A 15,002-nucleotide genomic window follows, 5' to 3' on the forward strand; every position below is an offset into this window, starting at 1 on the left:
CCGGCTCTGGCAGTGGATCCGATGCAGCAGTGGAGTAGTAAGGTGGGGAATCGTGTGTGGGTAATGGGGGATGCGGTGGTGGACTTGATCCCGGAAGGGGAGCTGCACTACCTCAAGTGTCCGGGTGGCGCACCCGCCAATGTGGCGGTCGGGGTGGCGCGACTTGGCGGCGAGTCAGCCTTTATCGGCCGGGTCGGCGCCGATCCGTTTGGCCGCTTTATGGCTGATATCCTGGCAAGGGAAGGGGTGGATACCGCTTGTCTGCGGGCGGATCCTGATCATCGAACCTCTACAGTGCTGGTGGAGCTCGATGAAGAGGGGGAGCGCAGCTTCACCTTCATGGTGCGCCCCAGTGCGGATCAGTTCCTGACCCCGGATGAGTTGCCCGGCTTCCAGGCCAGTCAGTGGTTGCTCACCTGCTCCATCGCGCTCGCCAACGAGCCGGTACGCGGCAGTTGCCTGCAGGCCATGGCCGCCATCAAGGACGCGGGGGGACGGGTCTGTTTCGACCCCAACCTGAGGCCCGAGGTGTGGGGCAACCCCGCCGAGATGCTGCCAGTGGTGCGCCAGACCATAGCGCTGGCGGATGTGGTCAAGCTCTCGATTGACGAGCTGCAGCTGCTGAGCGGCGAGGATGATCTGGCCGCAGGGCTCGCCACTATCTCGGGCCCGGCGCTGGTGCTGGTGACCCGGGGGGCGGCCGGAGTGGTGGCCCGCCTCGAGGGCGAGCTGCTGGAGTGGGTGGGGCCGAAAGTGACCCCGCTTGACACCACGGGGGCGGGGGATGCCTTCGTCGCCGGACTCCTGGCGGCGCTGGCACAGGGCGAGCGGTTGCCTGTCTTGAGCGATCTGCCCGCCATCCTGGCCCAGGCCCACGGCTGCGGGGCGCTCGCCACCACCGCCAAGGGGGCCATGACGGCGCTGCCGACCCGCACCGAACTGGATGCCTTTTTGCGATTGGGCGCAATTGGCTGTTGAGCTGCGGCTAGAACCGTAGCTCAAGAGCCTCTACTCTCATGTGACAAGGGCCCGCCAGCGTGGCGGGCCACAAGAGGAATAATATGAATATCAGTGCGATAGCCAAGGATTTAGTGCCCCTGCTCGGGGGCAAGGAGAATATCGTCAGCGCTGCCCACTGCGCCACCCGGCTGCGGCTGGTGCTGGCCGATGACAGCAAGGTGAACAAGGCCGCCATCGACAAGCTGGAGGGGGTCAAGGGGTGCTTCAGCAACGCGGGCCAGATCCAGGTGATCTTCGGCACCGGCCTGGTCAACAAGGTCTATGCAGAGTTAGTGGCTATTACCGGGACAGGGACGGCCAGCAAGACGGAGCTGACCGACATCGCCAGCGCCAAGCTCAACGTTGCCCAGCGCTTGGCACGGACGCTGTCCAACATCTTCGTGCCCATCATTCCGGCCATCGTCGCGTCTGGTCTGCTGATGGGGCTGCTCGGCATGGTGCGCACCTATGGCTGGGTCAATGCCGACAGTGCCCTCTTCGTCATGCTCGACATGTTCAGCTCGGCGGCCTTTATCATACTGCCCATTCTGATCGGGTTCACGGCGGCGCGTGAGTTTGGCGGCAACCCCTATCTGGGGGCCACCATGGGGGGGATCCTCACCCACCCGGCCCTGACCAACGCCTGGGGTGTGGCCGGTGGCTTCAAGACCATGGATTTCTTCGGTATCGATGTCGCCATGATCGGCTATCAGGGCACCGTCTTCCCGGTGCTGCTGGCGGTCTGGTTCATGTCCCATCTGGAGAAACAGCTGAGAAGGCGCATTCCGGACGCCCTGGATCTGATCCTCACGCCGTTTCTCACAGTCATCATTACCGGCTTCGTGGCGCTGCTCTTCATCGGCCCGGCCGGACGGGTACTGGGGGATGGCATCTCCTTTGGTCTGAGCGCGCTTTATGAGCAGGCAGGCTGGCTGGCGGGGCTGGTGTTTGGCGGCACCTATTCGCTTATCGTCATCACCGGTATCCATCACAGCTTCCATGCCATAGAGGCGGGGCTGCTCACCAATCCGGCCATAGGCGTCAACTTCCTGCTGCCCATCTGGGCCATGGCCAACGTGGCCCAGGGTGGCGCCTGTCTAGCGGTCTACTTCAAGACCCGGGATCCGAAAATCAAAGCCATTACCGTGCCGGCGGCCATGTCCTGCTTGCTCGGCATCACCGAGGCGGCCATCTTCGGCGTCAACCTGCGCTACATCAAACCCTTCCTGGCGGGTCTGCTTGGCGGTGCCTGCGGCGGCGCCTACGTGGTGGCGGCCAAGGTTGGCATGACGGCGGTGGGACTGACCGGCATTCCGGGCATGGCCATCGTCCAGCCCATGAGCCTAATCCACTACGTTATCGGTCTGGTGATCGCCTTTGGCGCCGCCTTCGCCGCCTCCTGGCTGCTGAAATACAAGGTGGAGTGATGACCGAGAATCAGTTCCTGCGACAGATTGCCCGCCAGTTATTGGCGGGCCAGCTCAAGGCGGCGGCCGATCCCCATCGGCCCCGCTGGCACCTGGCAGCCCCGGTGGGGCTGCTCAATGACCCCAACGGCTTCATCGAACACGACGGGCGCTACCATCTCTTCTACCAGTGGAATCCGCTCGGCTGCGCACACGCCAACAAGGGCTGGGGTCACGTCACCTCCACCGATCTGCTGCACTGGCAGCACGAACCCGTGGCGCTCTTGCCCACCGAGGCCTATGAGAGTCACGGCTGCTATTCCGGCTCGGCGGTGAGCGACGAGCAGGGGCGCCTGACCCTCGTCTACACCGGCAACGTCAAATACCCGGACGGCAGCCGCACCGCCTACCAGTGCCTGGCCCGCGACGATGGCCAGGGTGGTTTCGAGAAGCTGGGTCCCGTGCTGGATCTGCCCCAAGGCTACAGCGGCCATGTGCGCGACCCCAAGGTATGGCACGACGGTCGGCAGTGGCTGATGGTGCTGGGAGCCCGCACCCTGGATGATAAGGGCGAAGTGCTGCTCTATCGCGGCGACAGGCTGGATGCCTGGACGCTGGTGGGCCCCATCGCCGGTAGCGGGCGCGGTGGTCTCGGGGACTTTGGCTATATGTGGGAGTGCCCGGACCTCTTCCCCCTAGGGGATCGCCATCTGCTGATCAGCTGCCCGCAGGGAATTGCTCCGCAAGGGGAGTATTACCGCAACCTCTACCAGTGCGGCTGGCTGGCTGGCAGCTTTGATGGCGAGCACTTCGCGCACGGGGATTTCCACGAGCTGGACAGGGGCTTCGAATTCTATGCGCCCCAGACCACGCTGGACAGTCAGGGACGCCGCCTGCTGTTTGGCTGGCTGGGGCTGCCGGAGGAGAACGAGATGAGTCAGCCGACCATCCCCTATGGCTGGATCCACCAGATGAGCTGCCCGCGGGAGCTGTTCTGGCAGGATGAGTGGCTCTGCCAGCGGCCGGTGGCAGAGCTGGCCGCCCTCAAGGGCGAACTGACCAGTTTCGAGGGGGTCGTCAGCGAGTTTCCGGGGATTGCTATCGACTCGGCCTGGCTGGATCTGACGCTGACCGGTGCGGGCAGTCTCTGGCTCGGGACAGTGGCAGAGCTGATCTGGCAACCGGGGCGCATCTTATTGCGTCGCCAAAACTGGCTGAGCGGTGAGTGGGAAGAGAGGTCAGCGCCCTGGCTGGGTGGCCGGATAACCGTCTTGTGCGACTGCTCCAGCCTCGAATGTTTTGTGGATGATGGGCGTCAGACCCTGTCGGCGCGCTATTTTCCCGGTGAAAAGCCGCAACTATCGGCAGGGGATGCGGGCGAGGGCGGCAAAATTTGCCTCAATCACTGGCCGCTGGCGGCATGCCTAGTACAATAGCCCGGTGCTAGTCAGCCGGGAGGCCAGGTGGAGAAGAAGAAACGGATCACGATTGCCCAGATAGCCGAATTGGCGGGAGTGTCCAAGGCGACCGCCAGCCTGGTGCTCAACGGCAAGAGTGTGGAGTACCGCATCGCCGACGACACCCGCAAGCGGATCCAGGCGGTGGCGGACGAGTGCCATTACCAGCCGAGCATCCATGCCCGCTCTTTGCGCGAGACCCGCAGCTACACCTGGGGACTGGTTATCCCCGATCTCACCAACTTCGGCTTCGCCAGCATTGCCCGGGCCCTGGAGGCCCACTGCCGGGAGGCGGGGATCCAGCTGCTGATCGCCTGCTCCGAGGATGACCCCACCCTGGAGCAGCGGGTGGTGGACAACCTCATCAGCCGCCAGGTGGATGGCCTTATCGTCGCCTCCAGCGGCCACAGCGATGACACCTATGCCCGGATTCACGACCGTTTGCCGGTGGTGCAGCTGGATCGCCACATCGGCGAGTCGCGCCTGCCCATGGTGATCTCGGACGCCTGCAAGGCGACCGCCGAGCTGGTGCAGGACATGGCCAACCAATGCGGCGAGGAGATCTACTACTTCGGCGGCTTGCTGGATCTCTCTCCCAGCCGCCATCGGCTGGCGGGCTATGAGCTGGGCCTGCACAGGGCCGGGCTGGAGGCGCCACAGAGCCAGGTGCGCCATCGGGACTATCAGCCCAGCTCAGGCTATCAGCTGATGGCCGAGTTGGTGACCGAGTTGGGGGCGCCCCCCAGAGGGCTCTTCACCGCCTCCTTCACCTTGCTTGAGGGGGTGCTGCGCTACCTCAACGAGGCGGGCCTGATGGAGACCGGGATGCGGCTGTGCACCTTCGACGATCACGACCTGCTCGACTGCATCCCGATGCGCATCGATTCGGTGGCCCAGGATTGTCCGGCCCTGGCCCGCGCCGCCTTTGAACTGATGCAGCAACTGATTGCTGGCAATCCGCCCGGTCAGACCGCCCAGGTCATCCCTCCCCGGGTACGCTGGCGAAGTCGCCACTAGTCGCGCACCGAGTGCCATTGCAATAGAAAAAGCCCCGGATTGACGGGGCTTTTTGCTGTCCGGGTTATGGTGGGCAGCGAGCCTATCTAGTGCAGGGCGCGATGGTCCTGGGTCAGCAGACCCGGTTATGTCAGGCCCATCCGCTTGAGGATCATGGCGGCGGGGCAGAAGCCGGTGAATGCACTCTGGATCAAGTTGACCCCGACAAAGACACTCAGCCAGACGAAGCCCGGGTGCACCCAGGCGGTGAGCAGCAGCGAGAGCAGCAAAATGCAGCCTGCGACTACTCTGACTCCGTTATCTACTGTCATTTATGTTCCCCTCCTATATTTAGAGTTTGCTAATTTAGTATTTATTTATAAAATAGAACAAATATCAGGAATTGCTAATTTAATCCTATGAGCCAATTCGACGAGATGAACAGACATGCGACAGCCGCCGCCTCCCTGCTCAAGGCGTTGGCTCACCCCGAACGCCTGATGGTGCTCTGCCAGTTGATCGAGGGAGAGAAGGGGGTCGGCGAGTTGCTGGCGCACAGCCAGCTAGGGCAATCGGCCTTCTCCCAGCAGTTGTCGGTATTGAGACGCAACGGACTCATCCGTTCGCGCAAGGTCTCCCAGCAGATCTACTACTCGCTGATGAGCGACGCGGTGGCCGATGTGCTGGGGGTATTGCAAACCCATTTTTGTCACTCAGATGAGGAATCGCGATGATGGAAAGTCAATGGCTGTTCTCGTTGGGCGGAGGCATGCTGACGGGTCTGTCTGCCCTGGTGTTGATGCTGTTCAACGGCCGGGTCGCCGGGATCAGCGGCATCCTGGCCGGTGCCTTGCAACACAAGGCGCCGTGGCGGCTGCTGTTTCTGTTGGGACTGGGGGCCGGTGCCTGGCTGGCGCTCAGCCTGGACTGGGCCACCATGCCCAGGTTCACCACCCTGCCGAGCTGGCCGGTGGTGCTGCTGGCCGGGCTATTGGTAGGGATAGGCACTCGCCTTGGCAATGGCTGCACCAGTGGTCACGGCATCTGCGGCATGGGGCGGCTCTCGATGCGCTCCATAGTCGCGACTCTTACCTTTATGGCGGTGGGCTTCCTGACCGTATTTTTGACTCACCATCTTTTTAGAGGCTGATTGCAATGAAGTTGCTGACAAGTGTGTTTGCGGGATTGTTGTTTGGTCTGGGCATGGCCATCTCCGGCATGATGGATCCGGCCCGTGTTATCGGCTTTCTCGATCTGGCGGGGGAGTGGGATCCCAGCCTCGCCTTCGTGATGGGTGGTGCCCTGCTGGTGTTCATGCCGGGTTATTTCCTGTTGGTGAAACCCCGTCGCCGCAGCCTGCTGGGGGAGCCCATCGTCGCCGTACCGGCCTCAGAGCTGGATCGCCGGTTGATCGGCGGGGCCGCCCTGTTCGGCCTGGGTTGGGGTCTGGTGGGTATCTGTCCAGGGCCCGCCTTGAGCCTCATTTCCAGCGGACAGCCCATGATAATGTTGTTCATTGCGGCCATGGTGACCGGGATCCTGCTGGTGGACAAGATCTGGGTCAGGGTGCGGGAGAGGGCTAGTCAGCACAGTGCTGCCTGAATGTTCAAGGCATCCATGAGCCAGGGAAGGAGAGTCATGATGAACACAATTCGGTTGCTGGTGACCACCCTGCTGGTCATGACGTCCACCCTGGTGGTGGCCGACGAGGCCGAGGCGCCCGTGACCCTGGCCCCGCAGCGGGTCACAGCGTGGCTCACCCTGGATGGCACCGTCAGCGCGATTCATCAGGGGACGGTGGCGGCCCAGACCAGTGGCCGGGTCTCCCGCATGCTGGTGGACGTGAACGACGAGGTGCAGGCCGGGCAGCCGCTACTCGAAATCAGCAGCAAGGAGCAGTTTGCCGCCGTGACCGGCGCCGAGGCGCGGGTGGCCCGGGCCCAGGCCCAGCAGGTGGAGGCCGGGCGCCAGCTCGCCCGCTTCGAGGCGCTGATTGCCAGGGGGGTGATCACTCGGGCCCAGCTCGACAACGCAGAGGCGACCGAGCGGGCCGCCCGCGCCGAGGTCAATGCCGCCGAGGCCGCCCTCACCCAGGCCCGGGAAGCCTACGGCTATACCCGCGTCCTCGCCCCCTACGCCGGTGTGGTCACCAGGCGACTGGTGGAGCTGGGGGAGACGGTCGCCCCCGGCACGCCGCTGCTCTCCGGTTTCTCCCTGGGCGAGCTGCGGGTGGAGCTGGAGCTGCCCCAGTCCGCCCTTGCCCTCGCGAGCCAGCCCGCGGATGTGCAGGTGCTGCTGCCCGATGGCAAGGTCGTTGTCCCCGTCAAACTGACCCGCTTCAACTATGCCGACAGCCAGAGCCACAGCTTTCGGCTGCGCCTCGACCTGCCGCCGAGCACGGCGGGGGTGCTGCCCGGCATGTGGCTCAAGGTGCAGCTCAGACAGGGTGAGCGTCAGGTGTTGCAAGTGCCGGAGCGCGCCCTGCTGCGGCAGGGGGAGTTCAACGGCGTCTATCTGCAGCAGCCGGATGGCTGGGCCCTGACGCCGGTGCGGGTCGGCCACTGCCTTAAAGGGCAGTGCGAGATCCTGGCTGGCCTCAACGCCGGTGATACCCTGGCCCCCGATGCCTGGGCCCGTCAACAGGAGATGCCCCATGAGTAGAGACCTGAACGGCAACAGGGAGAGACTGGGGCCTGCCGGTCGGCTGGCGGCCCTGTTTCAGGGCTCGGCCATCACGCCGCTGCTGGCGCTGGTGGGGCTCTTGCTCGGCCTGTTTGCCGTGCTGGTGACCCCCAAGGAGGAGGAGCCGCAGATCGATGTCACCTTCGCCGATGTCTACATTCCCTTCCCGGGTGCCAGCCCGGCCGAGGTCGAATCCCTCGTTACCACCCCTGCCGAGCAGGTGGTCTCCCAGATAAAGGGTATTGATACCCTCTACTCCTTCTCTCGCCCCGATGGCGCCCTGCTGGTGGTGGTGTTCAAGGTGGGGGTGAGCCGCGAGCAGGCCATCGTCGACCTCAACAACCAGCTCGACTCGAACCGGGACTGGCTGCCCCAGGGGCTTGGCGTCGGCCAGCCGCTGGTCAAACCCAGGGGGATCGATGATGTCCCCATCGTCAGTCTGACCTTATGGAGCAAAGAGGGGAGCAAGCAGCTAGGGGCCGCCGAGCTGACCCGGGTTGCCCACGAGCTGGAGACCGAGCTCAAGCGCCTGCCCGGCACCCGCGATATCTACAGCCTGGGCAGCCAGAGCAGCGTGCTGCGGGTGATGCCGGATCCGGTGGCCCTCAGCGCCCACGGCATCAGCTGGGGCGAGCTGAGCCCGCGACTTGCGGCCGCCAATCAGGTGGGCCCGACACAGGCCATCGAGCAAGATAACAGCGAGATCAAGGTACAGGTGGGGCAGCTCCTGCAAAGTGAGCAGGAGGCCCGGGAGCTGGTGGTGGGCGTGCACGACGGCAAGCCTGTCTATCTCGGCGATGTGGCAAAGGTTTCTCTGGGTCAGGAGACCCCGACCAATCGCAGCTGGATGGGGCAGGGTGAGCAGAGCTATCCGGCGGTGACCCTGGCTATCGGCAAGCAGCCGGGTCAGAACGCGGTCGATGTGGCCAAGCGGGTAGAGGCGCGGGTCGAGAGTCTCAAGAACCGGCTGATCCCGGCCGGGGTCGAGGTGACGGTGACCCGGGACTATGGCGTCACCGCCGAGACCAAATCCAACACTCTCATCGGCAAGCTGATTTTTGCCACCACGGCTGTGGTGCTGCTGGTACTGGTGAGTATGGGCTGGCGCGAGGCGCTGGTAGTTGGCGTTGCCATCGTCATCACCCTGGCACTGACTCTCTTTGCCAGCTGGGCCTGGGGTTTTACCCTCAACCGGGTGTCGCTGTTTGCGCTGATCTTCTCCATCGGCATTCTGGTGGATGACGCCATAGTCGTGGTGGAGAACATCCACCGCCATCGCGGCCTCGGCAAGGGGGCACTCAAGGATCTCATTCCGGGGGCGGTGGACGAGGTGGGGGGGCCGACCATACTGGCGACTCTGACCGTGATCGCGGCCCTGCTGCCGATGGCGTTTGTCAGCGGCCTGATGGGCCCCTACATGAGCCCCATCCCCATCAATGCCAGCATGGGGATGCTCATCTCCCTGCTGGTGGCCTTTATCTTCTCACCCTGGCTGGCGAGCCATTTGCTCAAGGGTGAGGTGCATGTTGTCCACGGCGAGGCCAAGGCCGGCCTCTTTCACCGGCTGATGACCCCTTTCCTGATCGGTGACGGCGCCAAGCGCGCCAGACGCAAACTCTGGCTGGTGGTGTTGCTGTTGGTCGGGGCGGCCGCCGCCATGCCGGTGGTGCAGTGGGTGGTGCTCAAGATGCTCCCCTTTGACAACAAGCCGGAATTCCAGCTGGTGCTCGACATGCCGGAGGGGGCGACCCTGGAGCAGACCGAGCGCACCCTGCTGGCGGTCGGGCGAGAGCTTGCCAGGGTGCCTGAGGTGAAGGATTACCAGATCTATGCCGGCAGCGCCGCCCCCATCAACTTCAACGGGTTGGTGCGCCACTACTTCATCCGCAGCGGCGCCAATGTGGGGGATATTCAGGTCAATCTGGTGGACAAACATGAGCGCCATCGCAGCAGCCACCAGATTGCCCAGTCGGTACGGGCGCCGCTGCAGGCCATCGCCAATGCGGCGGGGGGCAACCTCAAGGTGGTGGAGGTGCCCCCCGGCCCGCCGGTCTGGTCACCCATCGTTGCCGAGGTCTATGGCCCGACGCCTGCTGCCCGTGAGGCGGCGGCGCGCGCCGTACAGGCCCGCTTCGTGGCCACGGCCGATCTGGTGGATGTGGACATCTATCTGACCGACCCCCAGCCCAAGTGGCGGCTGGTGGTGGATCGCAGCAAGGCGGCCTTGCTCGGGGTCGATCTCGGAGATCTGGTGAGCACCCTCGATGGCGGGGTGGGCTATCAGGATGCCAGCTGGCTGCAGGGGCACGGCGCCAAGTATCCGGTGCCAGTGCGCATCGAACTCGCTCCCGGCGACAAGCGGGATCTGGCGGGTGTGCTGGCCCTCAAGGTGCGCAGCCAGAGCGGTCAGCTGGTGCGGGTCTCCGAGCTGGTGAGTCGCAAAGACGAGGTGGCCCCCGGCTATATCATGCACAAGAACATGCAGCCCATGGTGATGGTGGTGGCCGACATGGGTGGCCATACCGACAGCCCGCTCTACGGCATGTTTGCCGTCGGTGCCGACATCGCGCTGCCCCAATATTACGTGCGGCAGCCCGATAAATTGGGGGAGGTGGCGCTGTTGTGGGACGGGGAGTGGAAGGTAACTTACGAGACCTTCCGCGACATGGGGCTGGCCTACGGGGTGGGGATGATCCTCATCTACCTGCTGGTGGTGGCCCAGTTCCGCTCCTACCTGGTGCCGCTCATCATAATGGCGCCCATCCCGCTCACCCTGATCGGGGTGATGCCGGGCCACGCCCTGCTGGGGGCCCAGTTTACCGCCACCTCGATGATAGGGATGATAGCGCTGGCCGGGATCATAGTGCGCAACAGCATACTGCTGGTGGACTTTATCGAGCAGCAGCGCAGAGCCGGCATGGCGTTCGAGCAGGCGGTGATCGAAGCGGCGCAGGTGCGGGCCAAACCCATCATATTGACGGCATTGGCCGCCATGATAGGCGCCCTGTTCATCCTCGATGATCCCATCTTCAACGGACTGGCCATCAGTCTCATCTTCGGCATTCTGGTCTCCACCCTGCTTACCCTGGTGGTGATCCCGCTGCTCTACTACAGCCAGCTCTCTCATCGCCGCTGACATGGGCAGAGGTGATCGGTAGATGACCATCGATTGGCAAGCGCCTGCGTTCGATGGCCGCCACCATGCCAGTAAGGTGGTAATATCGCCCGGTATTGACTCGATTAAGGCCTGCCCATGACTGCTCTGCGTTTACTCATATCCGACTCCCATGACCCCTGGTTCAACCTCGCTGTGGAGGAGTGCATCTTCCGCCAGATGGATGCGGGCCAGCGGGTGCTCTTCCTGTGGCGCAATAATGATACCGTGGTCATTGGCCGCGGGCAGAATCCCTGGAAGGAGTGCAACACCCGCCGCATGGAGCGAGACGACATCAAGCTGGCCCGGCGCAGCAGCGGGGGCGGCGCCGTTTTTCATGATCTTGGCAACAGCTGCTTCACCTTCATGGCGGGCAAGCCCGAGTACGATAAGAGCGTCTCCACCGCCATCGTGCTGGCTGGCCTGGCGTCCCTGGGCATAGATGCGTTCGCCTCGGGGCGCAACGATCTGCTGGTCTCGACCCCGGACGGGGAGCGCAAGATCTCGGGCTCCGCCTATCGGGAGACCCAGGATCGCGGCTTTCACCATGGCACTGTGCTGCGCAGCGCCGATCTGGGCCGCCTTGCCGATTACCTCAACCCCGATCCCAAGAAGCTGGCAGCCAAGGGGATAAGTTCGGTGCGGGGCAGGGTCGCCAACCTGAGTGAGCTGGGCGCCGATATCAGCCATGCAGCGCTGGTCGATGCCCTGAGCGAGGCCTTCTTCGCCCATTATGGGGCCCGGGTCCTGCCCGAGCATATCTCCCCGGATAGCCTGCCGGACTTGCCAGGCTTTGCACCGCAGTTTGCGCACCAGGCCCGCTGGGAGTGGAATTTCGGCAAGGCCCCCGCCTTCAGTCATTCCCTGAGCGAGCGCTTCATCTGGGGTGGGGTCGAGCTGCACTTCGATGTGGTACAGGGGCAGATCAGTGCGGTGCAGCTGTTCAGCGACAGCCTGGATCTGGTACCCCTGGAAGCCCTGGCGCAGCGCCTGCATGGCATCGCCTACCGGCCGGAGGTCATCGAATCTCTCGGCCAGAAGGTGGTCGCTGAGTATCCTGATGCAGAGCCAATGCTCAAGGAGCTGATGGTCTGGTTGATGCAACAACTGCGCTAGCCTGTGTGGCAGGCCCACAGGCCCATGAACAGGCCGAGAGGGGGATAGGGCGAGTTCGGATAATAAAATCTAGGGGACATCATTAGATATTGTCTGTGTCACGGCGCAGAGCGTGGGCGTATAACAGGCCCACCCAAGTTGATTGGAATATTATAAAAATGAACCACTTGCTCTATCTGAAAGATGAAAACGTCAACGCCGTCCACCCCGAGTTTGCCGCGCGCTTCGCCGCCGTCAAAGCAAACTATTTCTCTCGTGATCCCGCCCTCTGGCCCGTGTTTCGCGAACCCGGGTTTGCCGCGATCAGTGCATTTCGGGCCCGGGGTCTGGCCCCGGCCGATCGCCTGGACGCCTGGCCAGAGGGGCGCGAGCGTCTCGCCGATCTTTGCGAGACCATGCCGGTGCCCCAAGCCATGCGCTCCCCGGGCGAGCCCATGGCCGAGCTGCTGTTTGCCGGCGCGCTTTCCAAAGACTGGGAGAGCCCCTCCAGCGTCGAGAACGTCATCACCATGCCGGCGGATCCCGCCATTTACGGTGCCCAGCTTGGCATCTTGGCCAACCCCAATCTGGTCTACTCCGAATATGCCGGGGTGGCCGAGGAGCTGGAGCGCAAGGTGGTGCGCCAGATAGCGCTGTTGGCAGGTTATGATCCGGCCCGCGCCACCGGCATCTTCACCCAGGGGGGGACATTCTGTAACCTCTACGGCTACCTGCTCGGCATTCGCAAGAGTCTGCCCGAGGCCAAGCACAAGGGGCTGGGTCACTATCAGGATTACCGCATCATCAACTCCCAGGGCGGCCACTACTCCAACATCACCAACCTCTCCCTGCTCGGGGTGGACATAGAGCACAAGACCATTCGCATCCAGGTCGGGGAGAACAACGACATCGATCTCGCGGATCTCGAGCGCACCCTCACCGCCTGCTTTGCCCTCAAGCACGTGGTGCCGACCATCATGCTGACCATGGGGACCACGGATACCTTCGGGGTGGATCAGGTGAAACCCGTGGTCGAGCTGCGGGACCGGTTGTGCGAGCGGTTCGAGGTGGTCGTCAAGCCGCACATCCACGTGGATGCGGCCATCGGCTGGTCGATGATCTTCTTCCTGGACTATGACTTTGCCACCAACCCGCTGGCCATCAACGGCGCCACCCTGGCGGGGATAGAGCGCAATGTTTGCCGCTTCGCCGAGCTGAAATACGCAGATTCGTTCACCGTGGACTTCCAGAAGTGGGGCTATGTGCCTTACACCTCCAGCCTGGTGATGATAAAAGAGCAGGATGACCTCAAGGCGATGGAGAACGATCCGGAGAACTTTTCCTATTTTGAGCGGGACATCCAGGGGCAGACCCACCTGCAGTCCACCATCGAATGTTCACGGGGGGCGAGCGGGCTGTTTGGCGCCTATGCGGCGTTAAATTACATGGGGGTGGAGGGGTATCGCACCGTGCTGGCCCACTGCCTGCAAAATGCCAACTACTTCCGCTACCAGTTGAGTCAGCTTGGCAACGTCAAGCTGGTGGCTCAGGAGAACCAGGGGCCGAGCGTGGGCTTCAAGATTTACAACCCCGAGTGGGTGGCGGATCCTGAGGCCGAGTTTGCCTTCGAGCTGGCCCGCTCATCTGATCCTGCCTACAAGGCACGCTTGCAGCGCAACACCGAATATCACCGCGGCCTCTTTACCGGCCGGGGCAAGGTGGGGCTCTATACCAACTGGGTGGAGGCCATCGCGCGTTCCGATTACGATGCCCGCGGCAAGTACTCTTATATCGCCGGGGAGAAGGCGGTCTTCATGAACCCGGCCTGTGGCCGAGCACAGATAGACGCCTTTATCGCCCACATTCGCGGTTGAACGGGAACCGGCCAAGATGGCCTGACGAAAAGCAAAACGGCGGGAATATCCCGCCGTTTTGCTGGGTGCCAGCCGGCTTACTGCCTTTGCAGCCGGGTCAGGGTCAGCTTGCCTCCTTGTTGTTCGGCGTGGAAGCGGACCGCGTCATTGACGCGGAATCCCTGAAGCTGCGCCGGATCGGCCAGGATGAACACCATGGTCATGGGCGGCATCTTGAGGTTAGTGATGGCCTCATGCTTTATCCCCACCTTGTGATTGGCTTCATCAATGCGGGTGATGACCCCCTTGGTCATCACCTTCTCCGCCATGTCGTTCATGCCCTGCATGTCGGTCATCTGGCTCATGTCATGACCCTCATGGCTCATCATCTCCTCGGCCTGGAGCTGGGTGCTGACGGCGATGCCGAGCAGCAGTGCAAGCGTCTTGTAGTTCATCATCTCTCCTTCTCGTTGTTTATTCGCGACATTCGGTATTGGCAGGTGCAGATGGCGCAGGCCGGTCAAGGCCGCGGCTGCGCCAGAGGTAGTAGGCGGCAGGCAGCACCAGCAGGGTCAACACCAGTGCGCTCACCATGCCACCGATCATGGGGGCGGCGATGCGTTGCATTACCTCCGAGCCGGTACCCTGGCTCCACATGATGGGCAGGAGGCCGGCGATGATGGTGACCACAGTCATCATCTTGGGACGCAGGCGCAGGGCCGCGCCCTGGATGACGGCCTTGTGCAGCCCGGCTCTGTCCGGCTTGCCTTGGGCGATCAGGTCATCCCAGGCGTGGTTGAGGTAGACCAGCATCAGTACCCCGGTCTCTACCGCCACCCCGGCCAGGGCAATGAAACCGACCCCGACCGCCACCGAGAGGTTGAAATCGAGCAGCCAGACGGTCCAGATACCGCCCACTACCGCCAGCGGCAGGGTGATGAGGATGAGCAGCACCTCCTGGATGCGGCGAAATGCCAGATAGAGCAGCAGCACAATGATGGCGACCGTGAGCGGCACCACCGTAGGCCGAGGCGTGCCTTGGCCCGCTCCATGTACTCATATTGCCCGGACCAGTTCAGGGAGTAGCCGGGAGGCAACACCAGTGCCTCGGCGACTTGCGCCTTGGCATCCGCCACGAAGGAGCCGATATCCCGCTGTCTGATGTCGATATAGACCCAGCCACCGAGTCGGGCATTTTCGCTGCGCAGCATGGGCGCCTCGTCACTGATATGGACCCGGGCCAGATCAGCCAGGGCGATACGCTCCCCCTTGGGGATCACCAGAGGCAGCAACGACAGGCTTGCCACCGAATCCCGGTAGCTCTGGGGGTAGCGCAGGTTGATGGGATAGCGCTCGCGCC

Annotated in this window: 13 protein-coding genes and 1 pseudogene; 11 read left to right on the forward strand and 3 right to left on the reverse strand. The window is 63.3% G+C overall.

Features of this window, described 5'->3' with window-relative positions:
* Positions 1–21: 21 nt before the first annotated feature.
* From G113_RS07740 to G113_RS07755, 4 genes are all read left to right on the forward strand, one after another.
* Positions 22–978 carry an aminoimidazole riboside kinase gene (locus tag G113_RS07740; protein WP_152435985.1) on the forward strand — a complete coding sequence of 319 codons (957 nt, stop codon included), beginning with the start codon at positions 22–24 and terminating at the stop codon, positions 976–978.
* Positions 979–1,061: 83 nt separating this feature from the next.
* Entirely contained in the window at positions 1,062–2,426 is a 1,365-nt protein-coding gene (locus G113_RS07745) for a sucrose-specific PTS transporter subunit IIBC (RefSeq protein ID WP_005898240.1), read from the forward strand.
* Positions 2,426–3,841, forward strand: a complete 1,416-nt coding sequence (locus G113_RS07750; protein ID WP_005898242.1) for a glycoside hydrolase family 32 protein — start codon at positions 2,426–2,428, stop codon at positions 3,839–3,841. Before G113_RS07745 ends, G113_RS07750 begins: the two co-directional genes overlap by 1 nt.
* A 27-nt stretch (positions 3,842–3,868) precedes the next feature.
* Entirely contained in the window at positions 3,869–4,879 is a 1,011-nt protein-coding gene (locus G113_RS07755) for a substrate-binding domain-containing protein (RefSeq protein ID WP_005898244.1), read from the forward strand.
* 125 nt (positions 4,880–5,004) lie between these two features.
* On the opposite strand, the gene G113_RS07760 is transcribed toward G113_RS07755, so the two are convergent.
* Positions 5,005–5,190 (reverse strand): YgaP family membrane protein, encoded by a 186-nt coding sequence (locus tag G113_RS07760; RefSeq protein WP_005898247.1) that lies wholly within the window; start codon positions 5,188–5,190, stop codon positions 5,005–5,007.
* 87 nt (positions 5,191–5,277) lie between these two features.
* On the opposite strand from G113_RS07760, the gene G113_RS07765 reads away from it, so the two are divergent.
* The 7 genes from G113_RS07765 to G113_RS07795 all read left to right on the forward strand — a co-directional run bounded on the left by G113_RS07765 (position 5,278) and on the right by G113_RS07795 (position 13,663).
* Positions 5,278–5,592: an ArsR/SmtB family transcription factor gene (locus G113_RS07765; protein ID WP_005898249.1), complete on the forward strand. Its 315-nt coding sequence runs from the start codon at positions 5,278–5,280 to the stop codon at positions 5,590–5,592.
* Positions 5,589–6,008, forward strand: a complete 420-nt coding sequence (locus G113_RS07770) for a YeeE/YedE family protein (RefSeq protein WP_040319016.1) — start codon at positions 5,589–5,591, stop codon at positions 6,006–6,008. Before G113_RS07765 ends, G113_RS07770 begins: the two co-directional genes overlap by 4 nt.
* Before the next feature lie 5 nt (positions 6,009–6,013).
* Positions 6,014–6,460, forward strand: coding sequence for a YeeE/YedE family protein (locus tag G113_RS07775; RefSeq protein ID WP_005898252.1), 447 nt, complete (start codon positions 6,014–6,016; stop codon positions 6,458–6,460).
* 39 nt (positions 6,461–6,499) lie between these two features.
* Entirely contained in the window at positions 6,500–7,519 is a 1,020-nt protein-coding gene (locus G113_RS07780) for an efflux RND transporter periplasmic adaptor subunit (protein WP_005898254.1), read from the forward strand.
* Positions 7,512–10,676, forward strand: coding sequence for an efflux RND transporter permease subunit (locus tag G113_RS07785; RefSeq protein WP_005898256.1), 3,165 nt, complete (start codon positions 7,512–7,514; stop codon positions 10,674–10,676). Before G113_RS07780 ends, G113_RS07785 begins: the two co-directional genes overlap by 8 nt.
* A 117-nt stretch (positions 10,677–10,793) precedes the next feature.
* On the forward strand, positions 10,794–11,810 hold the full coding sequence (locus G113_RS07790) for a lipoate--protein ligase (RefSeq protein WP_005898258.1): 1,017 nt from the start codon (positions 10,794–10,796) through the stop codon (positions 11,808–11,810).
* A gap of 158 nt (positions 11,811–11,968) precedes the next feature.
* Positions 11,969–13,663 carry a pyridoxal phosphate-dependent decarboxylase family protein gene (locus G113_RS07795; protein ID WP_005898260.1) on the forward strand — a complete coding sequence of 565 codons (1,695 nt, stop codon included), beginning with the start codon at positions 11,969–11,971 and terminating at the stop codon, positions 13,661–13,663.
* Between the two features lie 77 nt (positions 13,664–13,740).
* On the opposite strand, the gene G113_RS07800 is transcribed toward G113_RS07795, so the two are convergent.
* Together G113_RS07800 and G113_RS20485 are read right to left on the reverse strand one after the other, a co-directional pair.
* Positions 13,741–14,097, reverse strand: coding sequence for a copper-binding protein (locus tag G113_RS07800; RefSeq protein ID WP_005898263.1), 357 nt, complete (start codon positions 14,095–14,097; stop codon positions 13,741–13,743).
* 19 nt (positions 14,098–14,116) lie between these two features.
* A pseudogene (locus G113_RS20485) lies at positions 14,117–15,002 on the reverse strand (efflux RND transporter permease subunit); the annotation flags it as partial.

The sequence above is a fragment of the Aeromonas molluscorum 848 genome (genome assembly GCF_000388115.1).
GTDB lineage: Bacteria > Pseudomonadota > Gammaproteobacteria > Enterobacterales > Aeromonadaceae > Aeromonas > Aeromonas molluscorum.

Coding starts and splice junctions, on each gene's coding strand:
- G113_RS07740 (WP_152435985.1), top strand. CDS start 22: ATGCAGCAGTGGAGTAGTAAGGTGGGGAATCGTGTGTGGGTAATGGGG.
- G113_RS07745 (WP_005898240.1), top strand. CDS start 1,062: ATGAATATCAGTGCGATAGCCAAGGATTTAGTGCCCCTGCTCGGGGGC.
- G113_RS07750 (WP_005898242.1), top strand. CDS start 2,426: ATGACCGAGAATCAGTTCCTGCGACAGATTGCCCGCCAGTTATTGGCG.
- G113_RS07760 (WP_005898247.1), bottom strand. CDS start 5,190: ATGACAGTAGATAACGGAGTCAGAGTAGTCGCAGGCTGCATTTTGCTG.
- G113_RS07765 (WP_005898249.1), top strand. CDS start 5,278: ATGAGCCAATTCGACGAGATGAACAGACATGCGACAGCCGCCGCCTCC.
- G113_RS07770 (WP_040319016.1), top strand. CDS start 5,589: ATGATGGAAAGTCAATGGCTGTTCTCGTTGGGCGGAGGCATGCTGACG.
- G113_RS07775 (WP_005898252.1), top strand. CDS start 6,014: ATGAAGTTGCTGACAAGTGTGTTTGCGGGATTGTTGTTTGGTCTGGGC.
- G113_RS07780 (WP_005898254.1), top strand. CDS start 6,500: ATGAACACAATTCGGTTGCTGGTGACCACCCTGCTGGTCATGACGTCC.
- G113_RS07785 (WP_005898256.1), top strand. CDS start 7,512: ATGAGTAGAGACCTGAACGGCAACAGGGAGAGACTGGGGCCTGCCGGT.
- G113_RS07790 (WP_005898258.1), top strand. CDS start 10,794: ATGACTGCTCTGCGTTTACTCATATCCGACTCCCATGACCCCTGGTTC.
- G113_RS07795 (WP_005898260.1), top strand. CDS start 11,969: ATGAACCACTTGCTCTATCTGAAAGATGAAAACGTCAACGCCGTCCAC.
- G113_RS07800 (WP_005898263.1), bottom strand. CDS start 14,097: ATGAACTACAAGACGCTTGCACTGCTGCTCGGCATCGCCGTCAGCACC.